The 15,925-nt window shown below is 69.3% G+C and carries 19 protein-coding genes; all 19 read right to left on the reverse strand.

What is annotated here, in order from left to right:
* Positions 1-626, reverse strand: a 626-nt coding sequence (locus MTR66_RS20250) for an outer membrane protein (RefSeq protein ID WP_243924366.1), incomplete at its 3' end; no start/stop codon positions are given.
* A 191-nt stretch (positions 627-817) separates the two neighbouring features.
* Positions 818-1,276, reverse strand: a complete 459-nt coding sequence (locus MTR66_RS20255; RefSeq protein ID WP_243924368.1) for a DUF2793 domain-containing protein — start codon at positions 1,274-1,276, stop codon at positions 818-820.
* A 22-nt stretch (positions 1,277-1,298) separates the two neighbouring features.
* The gene (locus MTR66_RS20260; protein ID WP_243924370.1) at positions 1,299-3,488 is read right to left on the reverse strand and encodes a phage tail protein; all 2,190 of its coding nucleotides are present in this window, start codon (positions 3,486-3,488) and stop codon (positions 1,299-1,301) included.
* 1 nt (position 3,489) lies between these two features.
* A complete protein-coding gene (locus MTR66_RS20265; protein WP_243924372.1) occupies positions 3,490-3,900 on the reverse strand; it encodes an NlpC/P60 family protein in 411 nt (136 codons plus the stop codon).
* A gap of 8 nt (positions 3,901-3,908) precedes the next feature.
* On the reverse strand, positions 3,909-4,733 hold the full coding sequence (locus MTR66_RS20270; RefSeq protein ID WP_243924380.1) for a DUF2163 domain-containing protein: 825 nt from the start codon (positions 4,731-4,733) through the stop codon (positions 3,909-3,911).
* Entirely contained in the window at positions 4,730-7,075 is a 2,346-nt protein-coding gene (locus MTR66_RS20275; protein WP_243924382.1) for a DUF2460 domain-containing protein, read from the reverse strand. Before MTR66_RS20275 ends, MTR66_RS20270 begins: the two co-directional genes overlap by 4 nt.
* A gap of 171 nt (positions 7,076-7,246) precedes the next feature.
* Entirely contained in the window at positions 7,247-7,813 is a 567-nt protein-coding gene (locus tag MTR66_RS20280) for a tail tape measure protein (protein ID WP_243924384.1), read from the reverse strand.
* The gene (locus tag MTR66_RS21420) at positions 7,803-8,114 is read right to left on the reverse strand and encodes a phage tail assembly chaperone (protein ID WP_327194536.1); all 312 of its coding nucleotides are present in this window, start codon (positions 8,112-8,114) and stop codon (positions 7,803-7,805) included. Before MTR66_RS21420 ends, MTR66_RS20280 begins: the two co-directional genes overlap by 11 nt.
* Positions 8,114-8,446: a gene transfer agent family protein gene (locus MTR66_RS20290; protein WP_243924385.1), complete on the reverse strand. Its 333-nt coding sequence runs from the start codon at positions 8,444-8,446 to the stop codon at positions 8,114-8,116. The genes MTR66_RS21420 and MTR66_RS20290 overlap by 1 nt, the downstream gene beginning before the upstream one ends.
* A complete protein-coding gene (locus MTR66_RS20295) occupies positions 8,443-8,850 on the reverse strand; it encodes a phage major tail protein, TP901-1 family (RefSeq protein WP_243924387.1) in 408 nt (135 codons plus the stop codon). Before MTR66_RS20295 ends, MTR66_RS20290 begins: the two co-directional genes overlap by 4 nt.
* A 221-nt stretch (positions 8,851-9,071) precedes the next feature.
* Positions 9,072-9,461, reverse strand: a complete 390-nt coding sequence (locus tag MTR66_RS20300) for a DUF3168 domain-containing protein (RefSeq protein WP_243924393.1) — start codon at positions 9,459-9,461, stop codon at positions 9,072-9,074.
* A gap of 3 nt (positions 9,462-9,464) precedes the next feature.
* Positions 9,465-9,641 (reverse strand): hypothetical protein, encoded by a 177-nt coding sequence (locus MTR66_RS20305; RefSeq protein WP_243924396.1) that lies wholly within the window; start codon positions 9,639-9,641, stop codon positions 9,465-9,467.
* Positions 9,638-10,180: a head-tail connector protein gene (locus tag MTR66_RS20310; protein ID WP_243924398.1), complete on the reverse strand. Its 543-nt coding sequence runs from the start codon at positions 10,178-10,180 to the stop codon at positions 9,638-9,640. Before MTR66_RS20310 ends, MTR66_RS20305 begins: the two co-directional genes overlap by 4 nt.
* Before the next feature lie 163 nt (positions 10,181-10,343).
* The gene (locus tag MTR66_RS20315) at positions 10,344-11,471 is read right to left on the reverse strand and encodes a phage major capsid protein (protein ID WP_243924400.1); all 1,128 of its coding nucleotides are present in this window, start codon (positions 11,469-11,471) and stop codon (positions 10,344-10,346) included.
* Between the two features lie 94 nt (positions 11,472-11,565).
* The gene (locus tag MTR66_RS20320; protein WP_243924403.1) at positions 11,566-12,078 is read right to left on the reverse strand and encodes an HK97 family phage prohead protease; all 513 of its coding nucleotides are present in this window, start codon (positions 12,076-12,078) and stop codon (positions 11,566-11,568) included.
* Between the two features lie 86 nt (positions 12,079-12,164).
* Positions 12,165-12,485, reverse strand: a complete 321-nt coding sequence (locus tag MTR66_RS20325) for a DUF6127 family protein (RefSeq protein WP_243924404.1) — start codon at positions 12,483-12,485, stop codon at positions 12,165-12,167.
* The gene (locus MTR66_RS20330) at positions 12,482-13,639 is read right to left on the reverse strand and encodes a phage portal protein (protein ID WP_243924405.1); all 1,158 of its coding nucleotides are present in this window, start codon (positions 13,637-13,639) and stop codon (positions 12,482-12,484) included. Before MTR66_RS20330 ends, MTR66_RS20325 begins: the two co-directional genes overlap by 4 nt.
* A gap of 101 nt (positions 13,640-13,740) precedes the next feature.
* Positions 13,741-15,036 (reverse strand): DNA-packaging protein, encoded by a 1,296-nt coding sequence (locus MTR66_RS20335; protein WP_243924408.1) that lies wholly within the window; start codon positions 15,034-15,036, stop codon positions 13,741-13,743.
* A 182-nt stretch (positions 15,037-15,218) separates the two neighbouring features.
* Positions 15,219-15,689 carry a hypothetical protein gene (locus MTR66_RS20340; RefSeq protein WP_243924406.1) on the reverse strand — a complete coding sequence of 157 codons (471 nt, stop codon included), beginning with the start codon at positions 15,687-15,689 and terminating at the stop codon, positions 15,219-15,221.
* Positions 15,690-15,925 lie beyond the last annotated feature (236 nt).

Consider the following 15,925-nt stretch of genomic DNA (forward strand, 5'->3'; position numbering starts at 1 on the left):
GGCGGCGGCGGCGGCGGCGGAGGCGGCGGCGGAGCAGCCGGCTCACCGAAGTTGTACGCCAGGGTGCCCATCAGCGAGTGCGAGCGCCAGCGGGTGCTCACGGCCGCGCCGGTCGTGTCGACCAGATCGACATTGCTGACGTTCATGAAGCGGTACTTCACGCCGACGTCCCAGTGGTCGTTCAGCGGAGCGCGGACACCGGCCAGGGCCTGCCATGCAAAGCCGCTGTCGGAATCGTCGATGTAGTCGGCATCGACGCGAGCAACGCCAACACCGCCGCCGACGAAGCCCTGAATGCCGTCATCGGGACCGAAGTCGAGCAGGCCATTGACCATGAACGACAGGTTGCTGGCCTTGCCAGACACATACTTGACGTTAGCTTCGCGATAGCTGGCTTCGGTTTCCAGACGGAAAGGACCGAAGTCGTAACCGACAACCGCGCCACCGTCGAAGCCCGCGTCGAACTCGGCCGTCGCGGCGTTATTCACACCGTTGACGTCAAGATCGGCGTCTTCGACGATCATGCCGCCGAAGTCGAGTTCAAGGTACCAGCTGTTGTCTCGTGCGAAAGCGGGCGTAGCGATAGCAGTAGATGCTAGCGCCAACCCTATGACGAGTTTCCTCATACGTTTCCCCTACTAGTAGAGATGTGGAGCCACCGAGTGCGCGGAGTGTCTAACCCCTCCGTAAACCGGGTGCAAGCGCACAATGACGGCGACTGTTGCAATAATGTCGCTTTTTCGGGGGGTTGGATGCCCGTTCTGCCATGTCGATGGAAAATCGGTGACACAAAACCGCCCCTGTACGTTACAACCGCCTAAACTGGCGGGAAGATGCCCACGGCCCTGAGCGCAGCGGCCAGCTGACTGAACGCTGCACGGGCTTCGAGATCAACGGTCGTGCCGCCATTAGGTTCCGCAGGGGGCAGTGCTTTTTTCCACGAGCCGTAAAAGATGCGCGCCTGGCCCAGCGAAATGTCGAATACCTGCATCCCGTCGCGGGGGGGCACGAATATCCAGTTCCCGCCCTGACGGCAGGCCAGCGCCTGATCGAAACCTGCCCAGTCCCCCGTCGCACCGGCGGCCACCAGCCAGTTCTGCCCGTCGGCGGGTGATGCGGGCGGCGCACCGGCCTCGCTTTCGATGCTGCAATGGAGCAGGGCGTCGGTGAGGGCGAAAGCCTCGTTCACGAAGACCTCTTTCTGTGCCTGCCCGGAATACAGCAGGGGCAATGCGAATCGGGGGCTCGTGCTTTCGAACATGACGGGATCGCTCATGGGGGCTCCTGTTCGGCGGTTTTCAGGGAAGTGTGTAAAGCTGTAGGGCGGGGGACAGGGCATGGGTTCCCTGCTGGCGCACGCGAAGAACCCCGGCAGGCGCCAGCGCGGACAAGGCCGCAAGCTGCGCGCTGGAAATGTCGAGCTTCGGCGTGCTGACCGGCCACAGGGCCACCGGGGCATCGTCCGGCCCCAGAGTGACGATATAGCTTTCCGTCTGTTCGACGAGTGGCATGTCGATGCCGTCCTGCCACTGCCATCCGCCGCGGGCCCGGCGTGTCCAGTTCAGGCGCAGGGTGCCGTCCGGCAGAACAGTGCTGCGTGGATGGACAGGGGCGAGCGGGCGCAAGGTGATGCCGCCCAGAAGTACCGGTGCGGTGACCGGCTCGGGATCGTTCCGGCCCGCCGCCGCGACCAGGCGGCCGCCGGCGTTGCCGAGAATGGCTGGATCCAGTGCCACGGGGCGGGAATCGAGCAGAACGAACGGCTCCCCGGCGCTATGGGGGCCGGTCGCGGTGCCGCCGCGCCCGCGCAGCAGGCCATCGAGACGCCAGGCTCCGCCGCCGAGCGGTGTTGCCCGGGCGAATTGCAGGATTTCCTCGCCCGCCAGCGCAAGGTTCGCGCCGTCCGCGAGCTGTTCCAGGCTGGCCGGAACGAGCGTCATGGCCGGATCGGCCAGCGTGACTTCTAGGCGGGACGTGCGGTCCAGCAGCAGCGGGCTGGCGGGGGGCAGAGCCGCGGTTACGGCACCTGTCACACTGCGCGTGCGGCCGCTCGGGCCCAGCGGATGCAGCTCGCCATCGCCATGATCGGCATAGAGCGCCGCGCCGCTCCAGTTCGTGCTGGTGCTGGACACGGCGGCGAAGGGGCGCGGCGTGTCCGGATTTGCGCCAGTGCTGTCGAGCGGCAGTTCGTAAGCGGCAAGGAGGGTGGTGCCGAGCGGCTCGTCAGGCGCCCGGTTGGCGTGGCCCGCTTCGGAGGCCAGCGCGGGCGCGGCATCGGCCCCGGCTGGGGCCATGCGTTCCAGTGAGAGTTCGACGCCGCTTTCGCGCCATTCCCAGTCCCGCACGCGCCAGTGCCCGGCGATTTGCGGGAGCGTGACGATTGCGCCCGGCGCCACGGCCGGATCGAGTTCGCAGGTCCGCCATGAGATGCTTTCGCGCGTCCAGTCGATCCGGCGGGCAGCCCGTTCGATTAACGCCCGTGCCGTGGCGGCATCGAGAGCGGCGGGCAGGTCTATCGTGGCCGGCTCGCCCGGGGCAGGCTGCCCGCAGGCGCGCTGGACGCTGGCCTGATAGTCCCTGCCGGTATCGTAATAGCGCAGGACAGAAGGCGCGCGGCCGGGTGGCGGAGCGCGGTGGCGGGAAAAGCCCGAGGCGCCGCCGAAGGCATCGTCACGCACGGCAACGGCGGCTTCTGGCAGGGAGAGGGCACTGTCCTGCCGCCGCCCGCGCGCGATCACCAGTTCCTCACCCCCGGCATCGGCTTCGAGCGGCAGCACCTGCCCGAGCGCCTGCAGGCTTTCGGCAAGCGGGCCGCTGCCGGTGAACCCGGCAATGCCATCCAGCGGCACGGCGGCGTCGGTCTCTTCGATCAGACTGCCAGTTACGTCCGCCAGATCGAAGCTGTCATCGGCAATTACTTCGAACGTCAGCGCGGGGATGTGGTTGTAGTAATCCGCCAGATCGAGGTCTTCGAACACCACATAGGCAAGGCCGCGATAGGCGGGGCAGCGCGCTTCGCCTTCGGCTGCAAGGATCAGCGGATCGGGCGGCTGATCGCCCTCGCCGGTGTGGATGCGCAGCGTGCCGCCGGCCTTGAGATCGCCCGCCTCGCCGCGCAGCAGCTTGCCATCGGCCCAGATGCGGCCCACGCTCTGGATCGGGCGGCTGGAGAGCGCGACGGCGAAATTGGCGGTGTAGCTATAGGCCGTGACTGAGGGCCCGCCCTTGCCACTGCCTTGCGTTTCGCTGTGCTCGACGAGATCGGTCGCCCAGATGATCGAGCCTGCCACGCGCATCCGCCCGAAGTGCCGGGGCAGCGGCTCGCCGTAGCTGGAGGCGCTGACGGCGAGCTCGGTCAGGCGCGGCCCGTTGCGGCTGGAGGGGCCGAACAAGCTGCTGTCCACCTGCCGTCCGATCAGCGTGCCGATGGCGCCGCCGATCGGGCCGCCGATTATAGTGCCCAGAGTGCCGAAGACGATCGTGGCCATGTCAGATCCTTGAAGGTGGGAGGCGCCACTGGCGCACCAGGGGCCAGTGCGCGGGAAGCGGCCCTTCGACCACGCGGCGCAGCCCGGCATGGGCATGGACCACGCGGTCTGCCCCCGCCGCGATGGCGAGATGGTGCTGGCAGGGGCCGGGCCGCACGATCAGCACGTCGCCGGGTTCGATCCCGCCGCGTGCTTCGCGCAGGCCCAGACTCGCGGCGATGCCGGAGAGTGGCGGCAGGCTGTGCGAGCGCAAGGTGTAGCGGGCAGGCAGGCGGGCCATGACGCCGCAGGCCCGGAACGCGGCTTCCAGCAGGCCCACGCAGTCGAGCCCCGCCACCGGATCGCGCCCGTGCAGGCGGAACGGCACGCCGATGAAGCCGTGCGCGGCTTGGGCAAGTTGGGCGCCAGTCATTGCAGTGCTCATTGCGGCGGGTCGGGATAGCGCGTGAGCAGATCGTTGCCGGGCAGGAACGGCTCGCCCCGGAAATTGGCGGCATTGCCAAAGCGTGTGGCGCACGTATCGAGCGTGTGATCGCACCCCTCGCGCAGCAGAGCGCGGGTGCCTGCCGGAGTGGCCTCGTCGACAGGCACATCGAGCACGAGGCCCCCGGTACCATCGCCTGCCATCACATGGGCCGTGATCCCGGCCTGCGGGCCATCGAGCCAGCGCAGCGTGCCGCCCGCGAATAGCGCGGGATCGGGCGCTTCGGCCAGCCGCGCCGCATTGCTCAGCGCATCCAGAGCGGTTAGCGTGACCTCGCGGCTATGCGCCGCCGGGTTGAGATTGCACCCCGGTCCGCAGAACGCCGCGCGGCACGAGGGGCTGGTGCGCGGCACGAAATCGCGCTGCAATTCCGCCTTGCGCGAGACGAGATCGGCGGAGAACTGCCCGTCCTCCTCGGAAACCGTGCCAATGGAGCCCGCATAGAGCACGTCATGCTCGCCGCTTTCCCAGTCGACCACGCCGATGCGCACTTGCGCATGGTCGAAGCGTCCGGCGGCGAGGTCGGCGCCGGAAATCGCCTCGTGCGTGATCGCGCCGCGCGCCTCGGCGCTGTCGGGCTCGAAATCGGCGGAGCGGCGGATCGAGGACGGCACCATGCCGGGCGAGGCGCGGTGCAGTACCCCGTCGAACCACAGATCGCGGTCGTGGCTGGTGAAGCCCAGCGTCACCCCGTCGCGGCGCAGGATGCGCCAGAACGTGGCCACGGTTTCCAGCTCTCCGGCAAACCACACCCGGCTCATGACGCTTCCCGGATTTCGACCACCGGCACGCTGGGGGCTTCCCCGGCGGCGAAAGCGGCGCCGGAAATTTCGAGCTGGTCCTCGGCAAAGCGCACCGGCACGTCGAACAGAAAGCCCGCGCGCACCACGGCGCCATTGGCGGGCGGATCGTCGAACATGATCGTGCCCGCATTGCCGCCCGTATCGTCCAGCGTCCAGTTCCCGGCCTGCACCGCGCCATCGATGGAGACGAGCAGGGTTTCGAACTCGGGCCGGGTGATCCGGCGCACTTGCGCGTCCGCCCCCTCGCCATAGCGTTTCACCAGCGCGAATCCGGTCTGCAGGCCATCGCCGGTGCCCAGCTCCTGATCGAGCGGCGTGGGCATGCCGGTCATCCCGTTCGAACTGAAATCGCTGGGATCGCGCAGCCGGAAGCCGCGCGCCGGGCCGCGCCGGGCGCGGTAGAAGGCGATCAGCACGCCCAGTTCCGCTTCCGAACGCACGCCCGGCCCGACATCGAAACGCAGCCGCGCGTTCGACCACAAGCTGCTGCGCCGCTCAAAGCCCGAAGCGGTCATCGCCACGCTGGTCGAGAATTCGGGCGTTATGGTAGCATCGCGTCCCAGCGCCAGCGGATAGGGAACATCGTCGAAGGCCTGCATGGCGTGATCTCCAGAAAGGGGCGGGGCGGGAAGCCGCACGTATCCGTCGCGCGCGATCTGCGGCAGCGCCCAGACCGCGACTTCGTGCGGCGCGCGCGAAAGCGCCTCGTCGATCCCGGCATCGATCAGCCGCCACATGGCGTTGCCCGCGGGATCGAGCACGAAACCGGCGAGGTAGTCCTGCGCTTCGGGCGGATAGCCCAGCCGCGCGTTCACTTCGGCATAGGCCTTGCGCCGCAGCCCGCCCGCTCCGGCGGTCAGCCAGTCGTAGTCTTCCACCTGCAACCGGTCGAAAGCCGGGGCGGCCCAGCCCAGCGGCAGATTGGCGCGCTTCAGTTCGGGCATGTCGGCGGCGAGCAGGGTGGGCGTGAAGACCAGCGCCAGCGCCTCCACCGGCTCGGGCGCGGCAGCCGTGCGCACAGCGCTCACCAGCGCGGCGGTCGATTGCGCCAGCAGCGTGCCTGCCGCATCGAGCAGGTCCGTCTGCGCGGGATCGAGGCTGGCGCGCATATCGGCAATCGCGGGCGGGGATCCGCCGAACGCCGCCGTGGCCGCCGCGTCGTAAAGGCAGATGCGCCCGTCGGGGAACGTCCACCACCAGGGCTCGCCCACCTGAAAACGTACCGGCGCGCCTGCATCCAGCATCAGCTCTGTGAAGGCGGCGGCCACCGATTGCAGCCATTCCATCGCCTGCGTGCTGGCGGGGGAAAGCAGGGTCGAGGGCGGGGTCCACCCGGTCTGCGCGGGCTGGCCCAGATGGTCGCGCTGTTTCCAGCCGTCCGGGCAATGCTGATCGAGCAGTTCGTAGGACAGCGAGGCGACCGGGCTCAGCCCCATCGCCACGCAGCCCTCGAAGAACGCGCGGTGCCAGGCGCGCGCCGGGGTGTTGAGCGGATCGGCGCTCTGCCCGGCGAGATAGGCGCCCGCATCGTGCGTGAGCCGGAAATAATGGCTCATGCCCACGTAGAGGATCACCGAGCCGCGATAGCCGAGCTGGCGAATATTGCGCAGCAGTCGCGCCGGGGTCTGTACGCCCTGATCGTCGAACCCGGTGGCGAGGGCGAGGCCGTGCGGCGGCACTATAACGTCGCCGATCTCCAGCATCGCGCGGGCGCCGTCGGTGGCGATCTCGCTGATCTCGATCCAGCCTTCGGCCTCGGCGGGCAGGGGATCGGCGCTGCCGTCATAGCCGGGCGGGACGAAGGAGATGAACAGGCGGTCGATATCGCCCGGCCAGACGGCCTCTCCCGGCAGCGAGAACCCGGCCTGAAGATCGGAGAAATCGAGCGTGATCTGCGCGTCCTCGCCCGTTCCCTCGGCGTAGTTCCACAGTCGCACATACCATGTGCGCGCTGCGCCGCTCTCGTCGCGCCCTTCGATCGTGAGAGTCGGGCCATAGACGGCATCGAGCGGCTCTACCCCGCCCGAACGCCAGCGGAAATGCAGCGAAGTATGTGCGTAATCGCGGTCCGTCGTGTAGGCGAGCAGCGGATGGTCGAGCGCGTCCTCGCTGGCCCAGATCAGCCCGCCCAGATCGCCCTTGCGCAGAAACGCGGCGTCCACGCGCAGCGAGGCCGGGCCGGTCGAGACGATCGAGGCCACCATCGGGCGCGGGAAATTGACGGTCCAGAAGCGCGGATCGAAACGCGTGATCCAGTCGCTGGCCTGACCCTGGCGCTTGCTTGCGAGCCAGAATGCCATGGGGTTGCCTTTCAGTGGCGAAGATGTGGGTTGTCAGCGGTGCCAACACCAACTCCGTCATCCCCGCGAAGGCGGGGATCCCGCTTCCGCGCTAGGTATCGGGGGCAGTGAAGGCAGCGGGGCCCCCGCCTTCGCGGGGGCGACGGACTTTTTTTGTTTGAGGGGGGCCTTTCAGCTTGATGTCAGCGCCCGCCGCACGGCGCTGGCCACCTGCCGCGAGGAGCGCTGGAGCGATTGCGGCGTGCTGCTGGTGCGTGGCGCCGTGACGGTGATCGCCACCCGCACCTCGCGCCCGGCAGGCGGGGTGCCGGTCTCGACCCGCCCCGCCGATGTCGGCACGAACAGTTCCGGCCCGCGCTCGCCCACCACATAGCCGCGCCCGGGCGCCACATTGCCGCCGGTGGCGCGCCCCGGCAGGCCGAGCACACTGGAAAACAGCCCGGCGAAATCGAACAGGCCGCCGCCCGGCGTGCTGCCGCCAATAGCCGAAACCAGTGTCTGCGCGGCCTGTGCGGCGATCTCGTCCAGCGTGGAAAGGGCCACGCGCTTGAGGTCATCAAAACCCAGACTGCCGCTGCGGATCGCGCCGGTGAGGCCTTTCTCCAGCGCGTCGCCCGCTTTGGTGAAGCCGGAGACGAGATCGCCGTCCACCGCGCCGCGCATCGCGGCAATATCGCGCGCGAAGCCCTCGGTGCTGGCGCGGACTTCCACCAGCAGGCTGTCGATTTCATCGGTCATGATCGTGCTCCATCAGCCGTTGCAGGGCTGCGCGGTCGAGCCCGGGTTGCGCGCTGCCCGGCGCCAGCAGCCCCAGCGCGGCGGCCAGTTCGGCAGGCGTCGCCGCCCAGAACTCATGCGGGCGCCAGTGCAATGTGCGGGCCGCCAGCGCGCAGAGCGCGAGCGCGGCGGGGGCAAACGATAGCCCCTCCCCTTCAGGGGAGGGGTTGGGGTGGGGGCTCTCCCCACAGACTGCGCGTGACCGCGAGCCCCCACCCCCTCCCCCTCCCCTGAAGGGGAGGGGGGATGCGGCGCTCTGCATCACCCCATGCCTTTCAATATCTGCGAGAGCAGCACGCGCAGCGGCGCGGCGCAGGCGGCGAGGCCTTGGGCCATGACCGCCGCGCCCACCGCCTCGCGCGAGATTCCCTCGCGGCGGGCAAGGCAGTGCCAGAACAGCGCGGCCATCTCGCCAAGGCGCAGTTCCCCCGCGCCCGCCCGCTCGACCAGCGCGAAGAGCGGGCCCAGTTCCTCCTCCGCCGCCACCAGCGCCGAAAAGCTGGGGCGCAGGACACGGTGCACGCCTTCGATCATCAGCGTGGCCTCACCGCGCAGGCTGTTGGCCCGTTCATTCTGAGCTTGCCGAAGGGTCATGCAGCCACCACGGCGCCGGAGCTTTCCAGCTGGAGCGTGTAATTGCGCTCGCCATTGAAATCGCCCGCATAGTCCAGCCGCTGGACCAAGAACTGGCCGTGCAGCTTCTCGCCGTCCTCGAAACTCAGTTCGTAGGCGTCGATCGTTCCGGCCAGGGCATGGGCGCGGATCTGCGCTTCGGCGGCGCTGCCGAGGAAGATCCCCGCCGCGCTCACCGAAACCGCGCGCACGCCTGCGCCCGAAAGCAGCTCGCGCCAGCCGCCGCTGTCCTTGCTGGTGATAACGACCGTCTCGCCCGTCACTGACATCTGCGTGGTGCGCAGCCCGGCGACGGTCTGGTAGGCGGCGGGCGAACCGCCATCGGAAATCTTGAGGAGGAAGGCACTGCCTTTCTGGGCGGTCATGACGGGGCTCCTTGGGGTGGGTTTGTGGACGAGGGGGCTTCGACAAGCTCAGCCTGAGCGGGAACGGGGGAATGCGTTATCCTCCCCGGGACGGGGAGGGGACCGCCGGAACGGCGGTGGAGGGGACTCTCGCCACAACGCGAGGGTGCGTGAGGGTGCGAATCCCCTCCGTCAGCCCTGCGGGCTGCCACCTCCCCGGCACGGGGAGGACAAGCAGCGCTTCACACCGCCAGCAGGCGGAAGCGGTATTCGAGGAGGATCGCGCGGCGGCTTTCCCGGCGCTGTTCGGCGCGGGCGCGCAGGAATTGCACGGAGACGGCATCGAAGTCCGTCTGCGCGCGCGGCAGGCTTTCGATCCGCGCTTCGATGGCCGAAACCAGCGCGGCGGCGGCATCGGGCCTGTCGCCCCGGCAGTGGAGTTCGAGCGCCACGCGCACTTCGCGGCCCGGGGCGGTCTTGCAGCTCCAGTCGGTGCTGGCGCTGGCGGAAATGGCAAGCCAGGGCAGGCTGGTGCGCGAGGGGGCTTCCTCGGCGATCGCGTTGAGCTGGTCACAGAGCGCGGGGTCGGCGCGGAGCCAGTCCAGCAGTGCGGCGCGCAGGGCGATTTCCATAAGCTATCCTTTCGCGAAGAGCGGCCAGATGAGGCCTGCCCGGCGCCAGCGGCGCGCATCGTCCCGGCGGGCGAGAGTGCGTGCCGCGATATGGGCCGAGGCAAGGGCGCGGGCGCGCCGGGCAAGGCGGGTGGCCAGCGAATCGAAATCGGTTTCGGCCTCGATCAGCCCGCCGCTCATGTCAGGCGCACCCGCCGCCAGGGCCGCCACAGCGCCGCGACCGAGGCGGGTGGCAGCGGCGCGGCGCCTGCGCTTTCCCGCTCGCGGTGCTGGTGTGCGGCGAGGCGGATCAGCCCGTGGCGCAGCGCTTTGGGCAAGGCGTCCCAGTCCGCCGTGAGCCCCGCCGTGAAGCGCACCGCCACGCGGGTCTCGCCGCCGGGCAGGCGGATGCGCCCGGTGCCACCGGCCTGCAGATCGATGGCATACGTAACGGCATCGAGCGCGGTGCGGGTGCCGTCAGTGGCGATGAGCTCGGCAGAGGTAATCGCCTGCACCGGGCGCGTGGCGAGCCTGTGCCAGCCTGCCGTGGCGGGGAGCACTTCCTCGCATTCGGCCTCCAGCGGCATCTGGCCGGTAAAGCCCTCGCACACGTCGAGCGCGGCGGTGAGCAGCGAAAGCAGCGGCGCGTCGTCCGCCGTGGTGGTCACGCCGAGCCATTGCTTGAGTTCGGCCAGCGCCGCGCTGGGCAGCTCCGGCGGGGTAAGGATGACCCGGTTCATGGGCGTCTCCGGTGATGGGGGAAGAAAATCCTCCCTGTTCCCGGAGGGAATGGGGAGGTGGCATCCGCGCAGCGGATGACGGAGGGGTGTTTGAGCCCCCTCCACCACCCGCTGCGCGGGCGGTCCCCCTCCCCATCGCTTTGCGACAGGGAGGAATTCAGGTTTACGCCGCGATCTTCAGCAGCTTGATCGCATCGGAATCGAGCACTTGCCCGCCGATCCGCTTCGTCGCGTAGAAGTGGACGAAAGGCTTGTTGGTGAAGGGATCGCGCAGGATCGCGGTCGCGCTGCGTTCGGCGATCAGATAGCCCGCGCGGAAATTGCCGAAAGCGATCGGGCAAGCATTGGCGGCCACGTCCGGCATGTCCTCGGCCTCCACCACCGGATAGCCGAGCAGGCGGTCCGGCTGGCCATCGGTCAGCCCCGGCTGCCACAGGAAAGCGCCGTCGGTGGTCTTGAGCTTGCGCACTTCGGCGAGCGTCGTGGAGTTCATCACCCAGCTCGCGCCCTGCCGGTGCCCGGCTTTCAGCGCATGGACGAGGTCGATCAGCACCAGTTCCACCACGCTGCCCAGCCCGCCCGCATCGCCCGAGGCGAGATACTGCAGCGTGCCGAAATCGCGGGCGGCATCGTCCTGCGCGGTGGCGGGAGCGGCGAGGAAGCCCTTGGGCTGGTTGGTACCACTGCCGTTCACGAACGCGGCGCCTTCGGCCCGGGCGAATTCCATCGCGATCTCGTCCGCCAGCCAGGACTGTACATCGAAGATCGCATCGTCGAGCATCGCCTGGCTCGCCGCCGGGTTGGCGTAGAGTTCGCCCGAGGGCGGGGCGATCTCGCTGAAGGACGGGGTGGCGGTTTCGGGGCGCCCGGCGGTCTCGCTCACCCAGCCCGAGGCGGTGCCGCCGGTGGTGATCAGCTTGCGGTATCCGGCGCTGCCGGTCTGCACTACCTGTGCGATCGAGCGGATCGGGCTGATCGCCTTGAGCCGCGTGGCGATCAGCGCGTCGATCTCTTGCGGCACGGCATAGCCGCCCTCGGCAGGCACGGCGCCGTTCAGCGATTTCAGCTCGGTCTCGCGGCCCCGGCGCAGATAGCCCTCGACGAAGCCTTTCACTTCGAGACTGGGCGCGGCGCCGCCATCGAGCGCGGGGCGGGCGGCGCGGCTGACGCGGTCGAGGCGGGACTTCACGTCGTCGACATCGCCGCGCAGCACCTCGACCGCCTGTTCGGTGGCGTCCTGCCGGGCAACGAGATCGAACGAGGCGTCGAGCGGTTCGGTGGGAGTATCCATGGGTATAGACCTTTCGTGTGGGAGAGGAAGAAATCCTCCCCCGCCGGGGGAGGGGGACCGCCCGCGAAGCGGGGGGTGGAGGGGCACAGGCGGTTTACGGAACGGCGAGAGGGCGGGGGGTGCCGCGGGTGCCCCTCCACCACTCTTCGAGTGGTCCCCCTCCCCGTGCCGGGGAGGATACGAGATGCACTCTCGCGCCGTGCTGCATCGGGTGCGTGACGAGGCTGATCTCGAACAGATCGAGAGCGATCAGTTCGCGGCCTTCCGCCGTGCGCAGACTGTCCCGCGCGCGGTAACCGAAGGAGAGACCGCTCACGGTCCCGCGCGCGAGAGCGAGGCCCGCCGCGCCTTTGGGATTGTCGATGGCGGCGATCACCCGCAGGCCGCGCGCATCCTCCGCCACGGTTTCCACCCAGCCCACGCGCAAGTCCGCGCGGTGCTGCCAGAGCAGCGGCAGCGGATCGCGGCGTTCGGCCAGCGTGCCGGCGAAAGCGCCGGGCCGGATTACGTCGCGCTCGGCATCGCGTTTGCCGAATAGCGCGGCGTATCCGGCGAAGCGGAGGGTGTGTTCATGCTTCGCCCCTTCGGCCGGCTCAGGGCTCAGCATGAGCGGAGAGGGGGGAGGTACCGAACCCTGAACTCCGCTCGCCCTGAGTCCTGAGCGTGTCGAAGGATCGAAGGGCCTCGCACGCATCACCGCAACAGCTCCGTTGCGCCCAGCCGCACGGCAAGGCCCAGCAACAACAAAGCCAGCACCGCACGCACGATCCAGCCGATCGCGGCGGCCTGGGCGCTGGCCTTGGCATCGCGCCAGGCCTGCAGCAGTTCGCGCAGCTCGGAGAGATCCTGATGCGCGCTCTCGTCGTCGAGGCCGATGCGTTCGAGCGTGCGCGCCGCGCCCAGCTCGCTCGCTTCCTCGACGATCGCGCGCAGGGTGACGAGATCGCTGCCTCCGCCTGCGGCCCCACTTGAGGCCTGCGCGAGCAGCCCGGCCAGCATATCGCCTTTGCTCATGATACGTTCCTTCCGTTTTTCGCGGCGAGGCCCAGCAGCGCGCGCTTTTCCTGCGGGTCGAGGAAGTCCGCCGCGCTCACTTGCGCCCAGAGCCGCTCGCGGTCCTCGGCCAGCGCGGGCACACGGTCGAGATCGATGGCGAGCGCGGCGTCGGGGAACCACGGGGCCAGCCCTTCGCCCAGCGCCGCGAAGATCTTCGCCGCCAGCGGCAGCAGCGTGAGCCGCCAGAGCGCGCGGTTGGCCTCGCGGTAATTGGCGTAAGTCGAATCGCCGGGCAGGCCGAGCAGCATCGGCGGCACCCCGAACGCAAGCGCGATGTCGCGCGCGGCGGCCGCTTTCAGGGTGGCGAAGTCCATGTCCGCCGGAGACAGCGCCATGGCCTGCCATTTCAGCCCGCCTTCGAGCAGCATCGGGCGGCCCGCATTGCCCGAGCCGGCAAAGGCGCTCGTCAGTTCCTCGCGCAGCCGGTCGAACTGGTCGCTGGTGAGGGCGTTGCCGTCGCCGGTCTCGTAAACCAGCGCGCCCGAGGGCCGCGCCGCGTTTTCGAGGAGCTGGCGGTTCCAGTGCGCGGCGGCATTGTGCGTCGCCACCGCCTGATCGGCAGCGGCGAGGCACCCGGCGCCGTAGTGATCGTCCGCCGGGTGGAAATGGCGGATGTGGATCAGATTGGGCGATGCGTCCTCGTCCAGCAGCGGGATCGAGAGGCGCCGCCCGGCCACGTCATAGGCATAGGCGGCGGGCCACCCGTCCTCGCCCGCGATCACCGAGACACGCTCGGGCCGCAGGGCATAGAGTTCGCCAGGCCGCCCGCGTGCGTCCTTCAGCACTTGCACATAGGCATTGCCGTGCAGCAGCAGATGCGCGGCGAGCGTTTCGAGCAGCGATTGCCCGGCGCTGGTTTCGGATATGAGCGCGGTGAGCGTATCATCTGCCGGTTTCAGGGGCGCGCCGCCGATTCCCTCGGCCACCAGCCGCACCGCGCGCTGCGCCACCGGGTTCTCCAGATAGGCGCGGCGCACGGCACTGGCGTAGTCGAACGGGGCCCGCCCATTGCCACTATCGGCGAAGAACCAGGGCGAAACGGGCCCGCGCGCGAGCGGCACGCGGGCACTCCCGCCTTTGAAGGCGGAGAGGAGCGTATCGATGAAGGACATGGGGTTCCTTTCTCAGGTCCCGTTCGTGTCGAGCGAAGTCGAGACACGCCAGCGCAGTGCCAACGTGTCTCGACTTCGCTCGACACGAACGGATGGGGTGTTCAGGTCATGCGAATCTTCGGCTCCGCTGCCTTGCCCAGCATCAGCTCGCTCAAGGCCCAGACCAGCGCATCGGCGCGGTCCGGCGAGCGGCCCGGGCCCTGATAGGTCCCGCCCGCCAGGAGCCCGCACATCTCGTCTTCCAGCGCCGGGAACGTTCCGGCGTGGCGCGCCCGCCCGGTCTCGTAGAGCGCGGCGACGGGTTCGGCGCGGGCGCTCTTGCCCCGGCTGGCGTGGACCAGCTTGAGTGGCAGCATGAGTTCGGCGGCGCGCAGCACGCTTGCCACCATGGCGCCGCCCTGATTGGCTTCGGCCACCACTTTGTCCGCGTGCCAGAGCCCGGCGGCGCGGGCGGCGGCGCGGGCCCAGCGTTCGGGGCTGGCCTGCTCTACCGAGGCATCGGCGAGGACATGGGCAGAGCCATCCTCCGCCCGCCCGGCCACCACGATCCCGCAGGCATCGCCGCCGCTCGACGCCGGCGGATCGACGGCGACGACCACGCGCACCAGATCGGGCGCTTCGGCCTCGCGGCACTGTTCGATCAGGGCGCGCGTCCACAGCGCGCCTTCCACGTCCTCCAGCAATTCGCCGTCGAGTTCCTGACGGCCCAGCAGCGACTGGCCGAACTGGCGGCGGATATCGCGCACGAAGCGTTCGGGCAGGTTGGCGGCGTTGTCCTCGGTGCGTCCGCGCGTCAGGGCCAGATCGTCTCCGGCCTCCTCCAGCAGGCGCCGCAGCAAGGGCACCGCGCGCGGCGTGGTGGTGGCCATCAGGCGCGGGCGCTCGCCCAGCCGCAGGCCGAACAGCAGATTGTCCCAGGCGCGGGTGGCGCGGGCCGAAGCATTGTCCCACTTGGCGATCTCGTCGCACCAGGCGTGGCTGTGCTGGGGGCCGCGCAGCGATTCGGGCTCGCCCGCCGAATAGAGCAGCGCCTGCGCACCGTTGGGCCAGACGACCCGGCGCAGGCTGGGCTCGTAGAGCGGCCGGTGCCGCAGCGGGCAGACCGGCAGCAAGCCGCTTTCCCCCTCCACCATCACCGCGCGCACTTCGGACAGCGAGGCGCCGACGAGCGCGATGCGCGCGTCCGGATCGGCATCGGCCACCGCGCGGACCCATTCGGCCCCGGCGCGCGTCTTGCCGAAACCGCGCCCGGCCATGACCAGCCATGTGCGCCAGTCCCCTTCGGGCGCAAGCTGCTCGGGCCGGGCCCAGAGCTTCCAGTGGGTGCGCACTTCCTGCTGCTGTTCCGCCGTCAGCCTGCCGAGACCGGCAAGCAGGTCCGCGCGCGGCAGGCCCATCAGATAGGTCAGGCGTTCGGAAAGATTCAGCTCGGCGAGGAGACGGCTGAGTTCGGAAAGCCCTTCCCCTTCAGGGGAGGGGTTGGGGTGGGGGCTCTCGATTGGGGCAGTGCCGGGGGGAGAGCCCCAACCCCTCGATCCCCTCCCCAGAAGGGGAGGGGAGGATGCTGTGGTATCCGGCATTATCCGTCCTGCTTTTGCGCGGGTTTGGGCGCGGAGAGGGCCTTGAGGCTGCGTTCGCGCATCCTGTCGATCTGGGCGTCGATCGCCGCCAGGATCGCTTCGGAATTGCGGTTTTCATAGATCGCGCGCTGGCGGGCCGCCGTTTCGCGGTGGGCGGCGAGCAGGCGCAGGGCGGTGGCGTTGTCGAACACGCGGGTGCCGCGTTTGGCGCCGGGGGCGGGCTTGATCTCGCCTTCGCGCAGGCGGTGCAGCAGGCTCATTTCCAGATGGTCGTAGCCTTCGCACAAGGCCTCCTGCCATTCGCGGTAGAATTCGGGATCGGCGCGGCGCAAGGCATAGGCGCTCGACGTGCTGGTCCCGGCCTTGCGCGCGGCGGCCGAGACGTTGGACGTGGCCGCCAGTTCGGCAAGGAACGGCTTGCGCCACTGGCGCTGCGACAGGCGCGCGGGGGCCTGGCTCTGCTTGGCCATGGGGAACTCCAAGAGATGGGTTTCAGGATCATGTCCTCCCCGGCACGGGGAGGGGGACCGCCGCAGGCGGTGGAGGGGATTCTCGTTGCGAAGCGCGGTTGCGGGAGGAGGCGAGTCCCCTCCGTCAGCCCTGCGGGCTGCCACCTCCCCGTGCCGGGGAGGACAGGGCCGTTTCGACTCGGTATTTCGCGATGTTCCTGATATGTACCTAAACAGCGTCACGATGTCAACACGAA

The organism is Novosphingobium beihaiense, assembly GCF_022832375.1.
Classification (GTDB): domain Bacteria; phylum Pseudomonadota; class Alphaproteobacteria; order Sphingomonadales; family Sphingomonadaceae; genus Novosphingobium; species Novosphingobium beihaiensis.

What these genes read in the sequence shown, in the direction of transcription:
- MTR66_RS20255 (WP_243924368.1), bottom strand. Translation starts at nt 1,276, where the DNA reads ATGAGCGATCCCGTCATGTTCGAAAGCACGAGCCCCCGATTCGCATTG.
- MTR66_RS20260 (WP_243924370.1), bottom strand. Translation starts at nt 3,488, where the DNA reads ATGGCCACGATCGTCTTCGGCACTCTGGGCACTATAATCGGCGGCCCG.
- MTR66_RS20265 (WP_243924372.1), bottom strand. Translation starts at nt 3,900, where the DNA reads ATGACTGGCGCCCAACTTGCCCAAGCCGCGCACGGCTTCATCGGCGTG.
- MTR66_RS20270 (WP_243924380.1), bottom strand. Translation starts at nt 4,733, where the DNA reads ATGAGCCGGGTGTGGTTTGCCGGAGAGCTGGAAACCGTGGCCACGTTC.
- MTR66_RS20275 (WP_243924382.1), bottom strand. Translation starts at nt 7,075, where the DNA reads ATGGCATTCTGGCTCGCAAGCAAGCGCCAGGGTCAGGCCAGCGACTGG.
- MTR66_RS20280 (WP_243924384.1), bottom strand. Translation starts at nt 7,813, where the DNA reads ATGACCGATGAAATCGACAGCCTGCTGGTGGAAGTCCGCGCCAGCACC.
- MTR66_RS21420 (WP_327194536.1), bottom strand. Translation starts at nt 8,114, where the DNA reads ATGCAGAGCGCCGCATCCCCCCTCCCCTTCAGGGGAGGGGGAGGGGGT.
- MTR66_RS20290 (WP_243924385.1), bottom strand. Translation starts at nt 8,446, where the DNA reads ATGACCCTTCGGCAAGCTCAGAATGAACGGGCCAACAGCCTGCGCGGT.
- MTR66_RS20295 (WP_243924387.1), bottom strand. Translation starts at nt 8,850, where the DNA reads ATGACCGCCCAGAAAGGCAGTGCCTTCCTCCTCAAGATTTCCGATGGC.
- MTR66_RS20300 (WP_243924393.1), bottom strand. Translation starts at nt 9,461, where the DNA reads ATGGAAATCGCCCTGCGCGCCGCACTGCTGGACTGGCTCCGCGCCGAC.
- MTR66_RS20305 (WP_243924396.1), bottom strand. Translation starts at nt 9,641, where the DNA reads ATGAGCGGCGGGCTGATCGAGGCCGAAACCGATTTCGATTCGCTGGCC.
- MTR66_RS20310 (WP_243924398.1), bottom strand. Translation starts at nt 10,180, where the DNA reads ATGAACCGGGTCATCCTTACCCCGCCGGAGCTGCCCAGCGCGGCGCTG.
- MTR66_RS20315 (WP_243924400.1), bottom strand. Translation starts at nt 11,471, where the DNA reads ATGGATACTCCCACCGAACCGCTCGACGCCTCGTTCGATCTCGTTGCC.
- MTR66_RS20320 (WP_243924403.1), bottom strand. Translation starts at nt 12,078, where the DNA reads ATGCTGAGCCCTGAGCCGGCCGAAGGGGCGAAGCATGAACACACCCTC.
- MTR66_RS20325 (WP_243924404.1), bottom strand. Translation starts at nt 12,485, where the DNA reads ATGAGCAAAGGCGATATGCTGGCCGGGCTGCTCGCGCAGGCCTCAAGT.
- MTR66_RS20330 (WP_243924405.1), bottom strand. Translation starts at nt 13,639, where the DNA reads ATGTCCTTCATCGATACGCTCCTCTCCGCCTTCAAAGGCGGGAGTGCC.
- MTR66_RS20335 (WP_243924408.1), bottom strand. Translation starts at nt 15,036, where the DNA reads ATGGGCCTGCCGCGCGCGGACCTGCTTGCCGGTCTCGGCAGGCTGACG.
- MTR66_RS20340 (WP_243924406.1), bottom strand. Translation starts at nt 15,689, where the DNA reads ATGGCCAAGCAGAGCCAGGCCCCCGCGCGCCTGTCGCAGCGCCAGTGG.